This window comes from Porphyromonas crevioricanis, from assembly GCF_900167225.1.
In the GTDB taxonomy this organism is placed as follows: domain Bacteria; phylum Bacteroidota; class Bacteroidia; order Bacteroidales; family Porphyromonadaceae; genus Porphyromonas; species Porphyromonas crevioricanis.
On record NZ_FUXH01000008.1, the window covers coordinates 19,424 to 33,574 of the forward strand.

Annotated in this window: 3 protein-coding genes; all 3 read right to left on the minus strand. The window is 44.0% G+C overall.

The features are described from left to right. Positions 1 to 4 precede the first annotated feature (4 nt). The 3 genes from B5D48_RS05550 to B5D48_RS05560 are packed head-to-tail and all read right to left on the minus strand — an operon-like array spanning position 5 to position 13,915. Positions 5 to 4,771, minus strand: coding sequence for a hypothetical protein (locus B5D48_RS05550; protein WP_042120243.1), 4,767 nt, complete (start codon positions 4,769 to 4,771; stop codon positions 5 to 7). 13 nt (positions 4,772 to 4,784) lie between these two features. Further along, positions 4,785 to 8,465 (minus strand): hypothetical protein, encoded by a 3,681-nt coding sequence (locus tag B5D48_RS05555; protein WP_143742814.1) that lies wholly within the window; start codon positions 8,463 to 8,465, stop codon positions 4,785 to 4,787. A 20-nt stretch (positions 8,466 to 8,485) separates the two neighbouring features. Then, on the minus strand, positions 8,486 to 13,915 hold the full coding sequence (locus B5D48_RS05560; RefSeq protein ID WP_143742815.1) for a DUF6603 domain-containing protein: 5,430 nt from the start codon (positions 13,913 to 13,915) through the stop codon (positions 8,486 to 8,488). Positions 13,916 to 14,151 lie beyond the last annotated feature (236 nt).

Here is a 14,151-nt window from a genome sequence, read left to right on the forward strand (position 1 = left end):
AACATTAGTTTCTGAGAAGGTATCCACCAGGGATACAGTCAAAAATATCGACGCTCTTCCCTCCAATGAAAGACTTTCGTGGTCTGAAAGCACAACTCGAGAAGAAGGAGTGGCCGGGTAAATTTTGCAGCTCAAAATTACTCAAGAGAGGTAGGAATCGAGATAGGTAGGGATCCGAATAAATCATATCTGGATCTACAGCCCTATTCATGAGCATAAAGCGAGTCGTATCAAGCAGTCCGAGCACATCTTCCAGTCTCCAAGTGGCATCAGTTCCGATTTTGCTGAATTCTGGATGAATAGCCAACAATAAAGTCTGTGGTGCCTCATTATCCGGTTGATCACAATGGAAAGTCAAACCGGCTGTCTGCTTCTTGTAGGGGATGTATTCAATCCAAGAATCAATGATGAACCCTGCATTATAATGCCGCTCTCCTGTCCTGGTATACAGTTTGGCTGCAGAGTCAGCCCCATACAACACGATAGAATCGACATTCTGGAGATCTCCCTCATCTTCAACTCCACAACCGAGCCATTTATCTCCGGCAATCTCTCTGCCATCCTTGACCTGTAGAATCGAAGTATTCGGAGATCTCATCCCAAAAGCCGATCGAATCATATCCACATCATGCCAAAGCTTCATTCCGCCATATACTTCTGAGACTTCCATCTGCCAATCTTCAAATGAATCGAAGTCCAGATTGGAATATTGGCCAATCCCGTTTCGGAGAAGAGTATCGCAAGCGATCCGATCTTTGACATCGGGGAGCATAACATCCATTGTAAACCCGGGGAAAATTTTGAAAGAGTCCAATGTCAAAACTCTCAACGCCTTGATGTATTCAGCTGAAGAATAAATTTCTTGTACATCGGTTTTGATAATCTTTTCGGCTTTTTGGATGCGTTTTTCTACAGTGTCAGCAGCGATAGCAAAAGTCGATAGAAAATCCAACTGCTTCTGTCTCACTTTATCAAATTCGATCCGCTGTAATACCGGATCGACTCTAAAAATTGGCTCTCCCTCAGCCTCACTGACCAAAAAGAGTTCTGGATCATAATTAGGCAGACTGTTTACAAGCCCATAGCTGACACATTTCGCCAAAAAATCCCACATTTTGGCAAGCTCCATATCCGGTATGTAGCGAGCGGACTTTAGGTTCAAGATTTGGAGAGACATACTCAGATGCAAGGATTTGTGGAGATCCAGAACATACTTGTAGCGAAACTTCAAGTCTTCCACATCAAGAGATTGTTCGTCATCCGGACCTGTCTCAATCACAGTTTTTGCAGTGCTATCATCAGGAGGCATTGGAATCCAATCTTTTGCTTTCATAGCACTGCTGCGAAGTAGCAAACTTCTCAACTTCCTGATCAGGAATTCAGCTTCAGCCAAGCTGATACCAGGTCTCTCCGTAATTGCCTCCGAGAAGTCCCAAAAGATCTTAACCTTGTCCTTCAGACAGTGATTTTTCAATCTCCATGCAGTCTCGACGAGACGGATGAAAGTGGTTTCGTATTCCGATAGATAGAGATATTCGATTGGATGCATACCAATCTCATTGAGACTACATACATGCCAAGACGGCACTCCATCCGAATGAAATCGCTGTACACAAAAAAAGATTCCGGACAGAGAGCCTATCATTTCCTCAATCCACCCATCTACGGAAGGCTCTGCAGCACAGAAAGCCGTACCAATGACATCTTTAGGATATTGCATCAAAACACCTACCCTGTGGGACACAACCACATGCTCCATTGGGGTATCAAGAATTGATGCAGGAGGGAGATTGCCATTACCATCTACCATAAATTTTGTAATCGCAGAGAACGAATCCATATCCCCTTGAATCAGACGGTGCACACCTTCGGAAAGTAGCAAGTCATTCAAAGCATCATAAGAATCGACAAGTCGTTCGATACCCTTGAAAAGACTCATGCGATGGGAGTGTATGGCATCTATTCCTGTTTCCTCATGCAAGACCGTGTACCAATCCAGGGTGCTGCGGTTTTTCTCCAGCCAGGAACTGACTGATTCTTGATAAGCCCATTTATCCAGAATAGAGGAGATAATAGCTTCTCCACTGATCACCTGCATGTTATAGTTGTCTGCCCGCTGATCTTGTGCTTCGATCTCTACTTTCAGAGGGAAAAGTTTCCGAAGAGGGTGGATGTATCGATCCATTTCAGTCTCCATATACCTGCCTTCTCGGTATGCTTCGTGAAGATAACGCTCCAAATCAGCTCCCAGAATGGCAGAAGACGAAATGCCGGAACGTACTCCTTGCAGAATCCGAAGAGCCTGCCGTGCTCGCATAGATGAGAGATTCACGCACATATGCGAATCCAGAGCACTATTCTTTGTTCGGAGATAAGCACTCCGTAGGGCAGATGCAGAAAGGGCGTGTTGGATAGAAGGAGCAACAACGAATTCCCCTTTGTCCTTTCCGGACATCTGATAAATATTCTTGGATCCACTGTTGTCTTCGGCTGCTATCCTCATCTTGGATATTATTTCTGAGCTGTTGTCCAGAACAGTTCGTTTATTCTCCTCTAGATTGAAAACCCAGCCGAAAGCTCCAATTTTGGGAACACGATTTCCTCTTTGGCGAAATTGTTCATTTAGGATATAGTCAAGCTCACCAGAAAACCAAGCATCAAGCCTGTATGTGAAAAGATCCAGAAACTCTCTTGCCAACAATTCTGCATCCTCATCTGAAATTTTATCAAGGACATTCTTGACTACCGCCACAGGTTCGGCCAGATCCTCCTTTTCTGTCAGGTCGGAAATACCCCAAGGATAGAAATGACCAACTTCCTCAAGACGACTCAGATAGGAAGGTACCTTTTGATCTCCTTTGGGGAGCAAAGGGGAATCAATCACGGTACGTCTCAGGTGAGAAATAGAATGTGGAGCTTGCCCTGCCATTTCAAGATATTTTCTGTCGGCATCAATTCCCTTGAGATCTTCCGAACTGATAACGCTCTCTTTGCGTAGCCTTTTCCATTCATCTGCCATGGCAACGAGAAAACCGTTCAACTCTTTGAGTAGAGGATCGGCATTACGCAAATCGTCGTCAAGTTTTAGGAAGTCTGTCACCGGGAGTATCCCATAGGGCAAGTCGTCAATTCGGAACGAAGGGATGTTACCTCTGGCACGGACATGGTTCACCACAAAATCTCCGATGACATCCAAAAGTCGGTCGAGCTGGCTGTCTTTGACTTTAACCTTATCCCGATAATGATCCCACAAAGCTCTGTAAGCCATCCTCGCCATCTCATTCTCAGAACGTTCTGCATTCAAGACTCGCCCCCAAGTCTTCCGGTAATCATTCTCTGAAAATCCGAGTATAGAAGCAACCTTTTTGGAGTCAGAAAGGTCATAAGCAGGAATTAGATAACGGTCTTCTACTTCCGCAGCATAGCGTTGCTGCATTTCGTCTTCATGCTCCACTGGTGCATACGTTCTCCCATGCTCAACATGGTTGGTAGGAGTACCAGCCTTAAGCATTTCAATTCGGGAATAGGCATAATTATGACTATTAAAGAGGCTCTTCAGATGCTCTAAATCACCGAATCCCGTCTGTTTGAACCCGAGTATGTAGATGTAATTAAATCGCTGAACATCACTGTCTATAGGGACAGTAATTGCCATTCCTACTCGCTCGGCCTCGTCATAGTCAACCATCCATTTGCATTTCCCATTGACTATCAGATTCCCATTTTCGTCAATCTTGTAAGGAAGTTCAACTGTCTCATCCGTTGGATTGAAACCTATTTCTAAATTCGAAGGGATCTGATTCCCATACCAAGTGATTACTCTCTTGGATTCAGCTTCCTCCCCAATCATCATAAACCTATTTGGTAAGATATGCGAGACCGGCATATCAGGAGCCTCCGTTTCTTTTATCCTGACTTTCGGAAAAATATCGTGCTTCGGATCACGAAGGTACATCCAGATCATCTCATTCAATGGAATCCGGCCTTTATTCATGCGACTGATGAAATCATCCACTTCAGCACTAAAGGATCTGATCATTGTATAATCCACATCCCACAACTCCATCTGGCGTGCATTGTCAGCGTAGTAGGGATATTTCTCATAAAAGGAAAGGAAGCCATCCAATCGCTCTCGCAAATACGCAACAGTTCCTTGGACACTGTCGTAGAGATAGTCGACAATATACTTGCACGTCAGCAATTCTCGTTCGATCAGGGAGAGTTGATTCTTGATGTCATTGATATTTTTCCGCACCTGTTTCTCAAAAATATACTCTCCCGTGTCGGGATCAATCCGATGTCTTTCATCAATATGGATAAAAGACAAATGTCTCTTGATCGACAAACACGCATTATCAATGCCTTCCAAGTTCTGATAAGGGCGCCGATAATAAAGTTTTCCTCCTGCACGAAACAGACCTATTGTCTCCGGTCTCATTGTTCGGCAAATCCATGCTGCCCTATACAAGGGATATTTCCCGCACAGCACTTGCCATGCTTCATACTCTCGCCTGGGACTTCCACTGGCAATGAACCATTGCAACCAAAAAAACTTTCCGTCTTCGATCTCTTGCCTTGTCAATGAATCAGTCAGATAATCCAGAAAGATCTCATTCGGGAAGATTCTGACACACAATTCCTTTTGAACTTTTCTGCTGCGGAAGTGTGTTTCTATCCTAACTGGGAAAAGGAGCAACGGGGTATGGGTTGGGACGTCACTCAAAACTTTCACAAAAGCGTTTTGCTTTTCGTATTGTGTGATAGGAGCCATGACTTTTTCTTATTCAAGATGGATTGGGAATAAACAGAGATAGGTGCTTGCCGTACAGTGTCGCATCATTTTTGAGGATCATACCTGCAATGGCAGCATCCTTTGCCCGAATAAACTGTTCGGAATCAGTAGGATTTTTCTCAAAACTCAAATCCTGCACATCCTCTTCAAAGGTGAGCAAATAGCCATAATCACCTTTTGCAGGATTACCAAGTAGTTGATCGAAATTTGCCTTGAATCCCACCACATAAATATCATCTCGCAGGAATGCTTCAGAAACCGGCCGGATAATACTTCGATCGGCCTCATCGGCGGATTCCGCAAAAGTAATAACCCCTGGCTTGAACTTATCAGCAGAGGCCTTGTGCAGATATACTTTCGTCATTGGATATTGCTTCATCAACCTGCCCTTGACAACGAAAAGTAACAGACCTGCCTTGGTAGAGGCATGATTCTCGCCAATCTTCCCAGTCCAGGTATGAAGAGGTCTAACATCGAAAAAGTTGTCATTTCGGATGTCTTCTCTACTGGTCTCCGAATCCCAGAATTTTCTAAAATACGAACCTCTCTGGTCAGTAGGATACTCCCTCCACAGCAATTCTTTCCCCATTTCAGTATTCATACCACACAGAAAGGCTTCCACAAAAGATTCGTTCGTCCGCATCAATACAACCGAATTATCCGGGAGGGCGTCTACACAAGGGAGAATAAACTTATCCGACAAAAGCCGCAGGTAGTGATAGGTCGGCTCCGGAAAAATTGGATACGCCATAACCGGGAATTTGGACCGGAGCAGTTCATTGACATAGCTCTCACGAAGTTTCCTTCCGGAAAGAGTCTCGGCAAAAAATTCCGACATATATTCCGAAACAATTTCACGAACACGTTCCAGAATAAGATTGTCTTTGAACCCATTGTAGTTCGATTGCATCTGTCTTGTCTGTTCCTTCTTCAGTCTCTCTGCATTTTTCCGCTCCTTGATCTCGGCAGCATTTAAAGCATCTTTTCGAATCTCAATAACCTTGACACACTCGTCTAACTGTTTCCAAGCTCGCAGATAGTCGTTTGTTCCATTGTCATTGCAGTCTCGGAGAAAAACAATGTAATCTTGGATAGAGTCAAAGCACTGCATATCCTTTTTATCATATTTGTCCAAATGCAGTGTGAACCCAATTGGAGTATTCTTGAAGTAGTCGTAGATACGCTCTCGTAAAATGTCGTACCCTTGAGAAAGACTATTGGAATTGGGGCCAAAACCCAAAAAATTCTTCCATTTCTCCATCATTTGCTTCCATTGACCCGTAAGGTTAAACCTATAATTTTCACCAGAGGCTGAACCAGACCTGGTAACAATTCCATCAATTTCTCTTTTTAATCTTCCAATCAATTCACCAGGTGTGAGTGCAACCTCTTTAAGAGGATCTCTGAAGAACGAAGTAGCATGTTCTCGATACTGTACCTCAATCGCTTGACCGTTTTTCAACAACCTGCGAGAAAGAAAATACCAACCATCTTCGCCTCCTATTCGAGTCAGACCTTTCTCCGAACCAAAAGCTTCAGCATACAACTGATCATCAACAGCAACAATATTGGACAGAACAGTTCCATGAAAAGGATTAGATCCTACAGAATACTTGTTCTTATAAGCTCTCGTGACTCCAAGAATTCCATGACGAGAAAACTCACCATCCAAGAATTTCCGAATAATCTCCATGCAGAGATCTTGCTTTTCTCCACAATGCGTTCGTGTGGCCTCATAATTGAGATAGTGCCACAGATATTCTTGATTGTCTTTCGGGACAGTCGCAATTCGCAGACCGTTCTCAAAGTCCTGATCATTCCGAACCGGGTTGGTTCTCGTTTCAGCTGGGATGGTTGATTGGAAATGCCACTCGTCAATTTTCAACCTTTGGTAATCAAAATACCCAGTGAGATACTGATCAAAAATTTCTTTGGAAAGAATAGCGAAAATGCTATTGGTATGACTGCGGAACTGATGGACACTTGGCAATTCGGGGATTTTGTAGTCCGCAAGTCTGAATATCTGTGCTTCAGCGATATTTTGCATGATGGATTTCGGATCCACAGAAGACTGGATCCTGGCCAAAGCTTCTGTCATAGACTGAAAAGAGGCTCTTGCATAAGCACGCGGAATATTCCTGTCTCGGAGAATTTCTTGAGTCTGAGGCATTCCTCGAAAATACTGCAGCATAGTACTCATATAGTCCGGATGCTTTTCTCCATTCTCCATGACAACCGAGACTTTGTTCTGAAGAGAGGTAGTCACATTAGCACTTGCCAAACGACGGTACAGTTCGACATTCAATGCCTGAATATCTTCAACCTGTTTCCAAGCTCTATCGACAAACTCTTCCTGGAATTTTCGGACGATTTTTTTGCCAAGGCCGGCAACTGCTCGATAATGAATATCTAGATTGAGTTGAGAAAACCAGGAGGTTCCACTCTTCTGATTGTCACGCTCATCTACGGAGGTAGCAAAAATATGCTTGGCTCCATACAAGGGAGGGACGACCCAAGGATCATCATCAACACCACCAATTTCTTCCCTTTCGTTCTCCCCTGAAAGAATGTCCTTATTCTCTATGAGAACCGGGCTACCGGAAAGAAGATTTTTCAACCTGCGATAAACAGTACCTTCACGAAACGTCCCATCCGGAGCTGGGAAACACTGTTCGTCTTTTCTATTCAAGGAGCTTACCGCAGCAGGCATCTGGATAGAACGACGTTCCGGTCGTTCATCTTCACCTAAGGTATCAAAGCTCACACCTTCACCCATCTTGGTGATATCAACGTCGATAAAGGTTTTGGCTTCCGTCCAAACCCTCAAATCCTCCGCCATCTTATCGAAACTATCTTGCCCAGTCACGAAAGACCACGAATGGTACACAGGAAAGTCGAAAGGACGAGGGTGCATGGTCTTTTGTTCTTCAAAACTCGACTCCCATGCATGCGCTTGGGCTGTGGTATCTTTCACTTTCTCCGTATCAAACCCCAATCCGGCAAGCCTTCCCGTCTCAAAAGCAGGCACCAAAAAGACGACATACTCCGTGAATGGTTTCAGATCTCCTCCGGCACGTAACGCCAGCAATCGTGAGAAGACCGGAGTCTCTTTTGAAAATCCTTGAGCGTGCGCAGTCTTCCAAGAATCTTCTTGAGAAGGGAAAATGCTCTTGTATACCTCTTCTCCGGAAATACTGAATGAAACGTAGTTCAAATCCCCGGATTTTTTCTCAGCACAAAGATTTTTCTCACATACAAGCAATGCCAACCACGGTCGGATCCGATTATCAGCATTAGGCTTAACAGGAGAAAAACGCCAAGGGAAATCCGGCTCCCAGAACTCGATATAGGGCAAATACTGGGGAGGCATTGATGTACTCAGAGGCTTAGGAGTCACCTTGGAAATAGCCTGATCTAATACCTGTGTAATGTCGCTTGGGCCAACAAACTGAATTTCCTTGGTCTTAATGATTGTAGATTTTTCTTCATCTCCGTCCTGCGAAGCAGTGTCTGTATTCAAGAAGTGAGCTTCGAGAAACAGTGCGGCCCGATGCTTTGTCAACCAAAGATCCTTCTGAATCTCAGATGTTGTGAGCTTATCCTCCTCGGCAATCCTATTTCCCAATCCTTTCTTAACCCAAGGGAAATAGTATGTGGTTGCGTATTTTTCCATCTTCATGCAAGGATTGTGCTTTATACGTTTTCGAGTTGGTCAATGAAAGTACGAGCCTTTCGCTTTAATGTGCAATCTGATTGCAGTATATATCGGCGAATGCCTTCTGCATTCCTCCTTTGGGAAGAAGAATGTTTTCTGTTCATTATTTCTTTAGAAAATTTACGTGTTAGAGGATCAGAAGGACCGTTTACATTCCTCAAAGCAGATATCCCCATCTTACGAGTGGATAATGCTTCCCGAGTACTCCATTCGGTTTGGGATGTCTCCACAGAATATCTCTGCCACTTAGTCCATACATCATCGTCCAAGAACTGGCAAACACGCTCTTGAGCTGGTTTGACTTCCACTCCCTCCCCTTTCTCTTCCTGCAATCCATGGGTCAGAATAAAACCAGACTTCATCTTCTGGTAAGAAGGGGCTGCCAATTTTTCCTCATCGGTCAGATCTTTGATTAGTGCGGGGGCGAAGGAAGTGGACAGGAACTCATAGTCGTCCTCCTTTGTAAGCTCTATTCCGGAAATGCAGAGCTTTTCCATCTCGATCTGACAAACATCACCGGGTTCAGCCTCACCATACTTCTCCATTCGTTCTCCGAGTGGCACACCACTTTGGCTGAAAGCGATTGTATCAGACGGCTTCGCGACCAGTCCTTCAGATTCGATTTCGGAGAAGGAAACCAGTCTATCGACCACATCGTTTGAGAAAACTTGCCAGTTGGTGTTGTCAGTAAAGCCGGCTTCAAAGATGGGGAATATAGAGATGTACTTTTTTTCGCTGCCTTCCAGAGCTCTACCCCAAGTCTTACTAAAATGTGCACGTTTTTTGACGAATAGGATCCGGAAAGTAGCTTCTCCAGAGGCATGCCATCTTGCAGGTCCACTCAATTCCAGAGCAATACCTACTGCGAGCAATGTGATTCCACAACATTTTACCTTCACTCCCGCAGATCCTTCGACCATAAATAGGAAGGGGTTGAACTGGAACAACGCATTAAACTCAAAGAAGCCTGAGATAGAACAGATGTATAGGTTGATGTCCATTTCCATCCTTGCTCCAAACTGGACGGTATTGGACGTGACCGCAAAGTAAGTATCGAGGGAGAATTTGAGCACGGAATAATTCAACTTCATTCCGATTCTCCGCATATCACGGACATTAAAACCAGCTTCCGGCTTGTACTTAGGATGGAATCCTCCCGCCGAGAAAAGGAAGCCCTTGGTATCACCGGCCCAGTACATCCGGAAGGCCACATCGCCATAAAGGTCAATGCCTACGATGTGAGAATCAACTAGCGAAGCATCGAAGGAGAGGCCCTTGCTAAAATCAATCATCCCGAAGAAGTAGACATTGAGCGACAGAAGCCAATCCAAAGACTTCGAAAGGCCGATATGCATTCCTCCGGCGATAATTATCACGACTGGATCAGGGGCCTGAATGAAAAGCCCTGCATCTATCTCCATAACATCTGAGAAGGTGATTCGGGTCATGAAACCGAAAAAGACTTGTTCTTCTTGAGTCGGGAAATAAGTCGTGATATTACCCAGTATCGTATCCAAATGTTGGGCAATGTCGTCTATGAAGAGTACGGCACCCAAAGTTCCATCTCGAGTAGCACTGATGAGTCTATCTTGGTCAATCCGTCTATTGATACCCAGAGATCCACCGATCTTGGTCAACTGAAAGCCCATTCCAAGTTGGATTCCCGGTTTGAAAGTCGTGCTCAGTGCAGCCATAAAAGAGAACCCCTTGCTACCATCAGGCATACGCATGCGGAAAAGAAGGAGTGCATCCACGCTACAGAGATTCAAGACTCCGATACTAATTGCTCCCAGAAACTCCTCTTTCTCCTTACTCCATTTGATGATTCCGGCACCGGTTACAGCCTTGGTATCAATAGAAATCCCTATTCCATCGGGGAAACTGAAATGCGGTCTAATGTCGAAGTCTCCAAATCCACCTTTGTCATTAAAGACATTGACATCTATTCCAAATCCAAGATCTGCGAACGAAATGGCTATTCCATGAAAATCAGCGGTAAAAGAGGAATTGAAATCCGCAAGCAGATTGTTGCTGGGACCTCCTCCCAATTCTATCATCAAATTGTTGAATTTCACGAAATTCAGGTCCACATTCTTGTCCAAAGGAATCTGGACAAGGTAATCACCATTGATCCGAAATCCGTCTTTAACACTATACCCGATATCCAATGACTCCAAGCCAACTTTGATAGGCTTCTTGAATATCTTGGCAAAGAAGTCATTCATACTGGCCAAAAACAAATTCAGCTCCAAGTCGCGTAGACTTCCGAGGTACCCCGCATCAAACCCTTCGTTGTATCCAACGTAAATCTTCTGAGGGTAGTCCATGATGGAGAGTGAAGCAATGCTATCGTCTTCATCAGAAATCTTGTCAGGGTCGGGTCCAAAGATCATCAACTTGTTGTTCTCTGTCCGGGAAAACAGCAACTCGAGATAAGCCTTGAGCGAACCAGAGACTTCGTCCAGAGGGATGATAGAAGGTAACCGGTCTCCGGGCTTTGTTGTAAGGAATACTCCCAACTTCTGCGAATCCTGAAGTTTTTTCTTGGCATCCTCATCAACGCGCTCAAAATCGAAGTCTCCGTTCATGCTTTCGGAAGCACCAAGTTTTAGCTTATGATTGGCTCCGAGATTGATTTCTACTCCAAAATCACCGGAAATCATAGGTAGGAGATACAATCCAGCCTTATCGCTTTCTCCAATCTTCCGAGATCCTACGAATGCAATAATCTTAATGGACACATTGCCTGATATGGATGAAGAAGAGGGTTTCTGTGAAGAGGCATACTCATAAAGAGTTACACAGAGGAACTTATTTTTGACATCTAACGAATATGGAGGAAGTTTGACTGCTCCAAAATCGAAATCTGGCAAATCGACCAGCTCCCTGAAATACTTCTTCACGCTTGTGGGTACAGCCTTATAGAACTTGATCGCAAATCGGAGACCATCTTGCCAAGAATCAATCTCCGCAGCTTCCTGAGGAATAGCAATCAACTGTTCGGCAAACTTGAGATTTTCGGGATTGAACAACTTCTCGTACTCTCTCAAGTCCGGAATATTGGGTAGATTCCTCCTGATACTGGCAACAGCCTTGGGCAACAACTCTTCTCTAAGCCAAGTCTTCACCGCCTTCTCAATGGCATTCTTGTACGGTTTGAGGATATTGTTGTAGAGAGATGTGAGGAGATGATCAAGATAAGCTCTGAACACATCTACAGAAAAAGATTTGAGCTTATCCGGATAGTCATCGACTGTATTGCTGACAGACCTCAATGTACCCCTTATCTGAGAAGACTCAGTCAAGGATGTCACAGTTGATTCAACAGCTGTCAAGAACTTGTCATAATAAAGAGGTCCAAAGTCCGGCAAAATTTCTTCTATTGCGTCCCTGAAGATCTCGAAGTATCTGTAGATATTGAACCCCGAGAAGGGATTGTTCGGCAAACCTCCTTTGAGCAATTTTTCGATTACATCTCTCCCATATTTCTCGACATCTTTGACAGAAGAGGGAATATTCTCCGTCTGCTTTTCGAATTCCTCTCCAAGATCATCAATCACACCTTTGAGTCTATTCCTCCAGACTTCCTCTTCGAAAAGTGCCCTTGCCATTTTATCCATGGATTGGAGCAATGGTCGGAAGTTATTAAGAAGAACATTGGCATCCTTTGCTCCCGAAACAACAATGGCTTTTCCCCAAGCATCAGGATCAACATTTTTAAACAACTCGTGCTCCGCTGCCTTCTCCTTTAGTATACGAATGAAAGGATCTACAAAAGCGCGCTCGAAAAATTCATTATTGATATCTAATTTCGAATCGAACAGAAGTCTTTCAATGTCAGAGCTGCCCTCTGTAATGAGGAGATCAATTTCTTTCCTGACGCCACTGGACAGAGAGTCGAACACAGATTTGGCCTCGTTCTTTGCATTCTTGTAGGCTTCTGTCAATTCCTGCCTGACAGCAGTCCCAAACTCAGAAATGACCTTTAAGACATCAAAAATGAAATCTCGGAATTTCTCCAGATTCTTAACAGCCTCAGTATTGGATATTTGAGCTCCAAAATCTTTGATCTTTTCGCTGATACGGATCAGGAGTTCATGCAAAAACTGTTGGATGTCCTCAATATTCGGAACCTGCGGATTGAAGGCTCGCATCACCTTCAAAACTTTTTCCATCAAATTGATGGCATCATCATAGCTTTCAATAGGGTAAATCTCCCTCAGATAATCAATAGGATCAGTGAACAAGCGTTTTAAGCGTGACCACCTAATCACTTGGATCTCGACAGTCGGTGCGGTTGCCTTCATTTTCGCAACTGCATCAGAAAGAAGATCATTTACCTCCCTGACAGATTTCTTTGCATCAGACAAAATTGCCTGAAAGTCCTGCGAAACAAGATCTATATCTGCCCGAATGCACGAATAGGGAAGTTCGATAGAATTAGGAATGTATTTGGCAACCTTGATAGTCTCTTTATCAAAGACCTTAAGGAAATCCAACACAACATAGATCTTGTTCAGAATATTAGCGAATTGGTTGTAGTCATCAAACAATTCGTTGCCCAATTCCTCCAACCTAGCCTTGGCGGTCTTGAGTCTTGCTGTCAAATCAGAACTTACTTCCCTAACCGCTTGCAGGCCTTTTTCTTTAGCTGCTTTCGCAAGTTCTTCCGCCCTGTCACATAACTGACTTTCAAGCTCTGCTATTTCCTTTTCGAGGGCTTTGATCTCATCGACAACTTCGCTAACAGGGCGAGTTAAATGCTCCTCAATACCTTCTCTGATATATTTAGAAATGTCTGAAGCTCCGTCGACAAGAGCACAGATATCGTCTGAGAATACGTCCTTGGCATTGCTCAGGATAGTTATGAGGATATGATCCAGAATTCGATCTGCAAATTCCTTATTGAAAAAGTTGTCATCAAGGAAATCCAGAAAACCCTCATATTCAGAAACCAGCTTCTCCCCCTCTATATCTTTGAATTTACGGACTATGTCAAAAAGATCTACAATTAGCTCCAGAAGACTGTAAATATTGCCAAGAAGCCCTTCATCTGTTGGTACTTCAGAGTCTCCCAATCCTCCCTGGTCATACAGTTTTTTGGCAGCCGTCAGAAAAGACGCTGCTTTCGATCCGGCAGAAGATGGATTGGTCAGAACCAAATCAATCTCACTCTTCCAGTCGACTGTTGTAGAGAGACTTTGCACCACATTCCCAAGTTTGACCAAAACAGCCATGCAAGATTTGACCAAATCGAACAATTCTCTATTCTTCTCAAACTGTGAGAGATCGTAACCAAGTCTATGGAAAAGGCCGTTGACATAGTCCTCAAATTTGAATTTTCCGGATTCTACTTCGGACAGGAAATCTTTGGGAGAATAATCCTCCAACTCAGATTTGTCCGGCATATATTCAGAGATATTCTGAAGCAGATCCTTCAAAAGAGCTTCTTTGCTCTTAGATAGCACAAGTCCAATTTTTGAGAGTATTCTCTCAGCTCCTTGCAGGGAGGTGGGATGAGTAGGGAGGGCACTCATAGTTCTATAGATTTTGTCAATATCATCATCTATTCAGGGAACACACTTTCGACACAAAACAAAACGAACAACTATCCCTTTGAATAGTAACAAAGCCTCAGTACAAC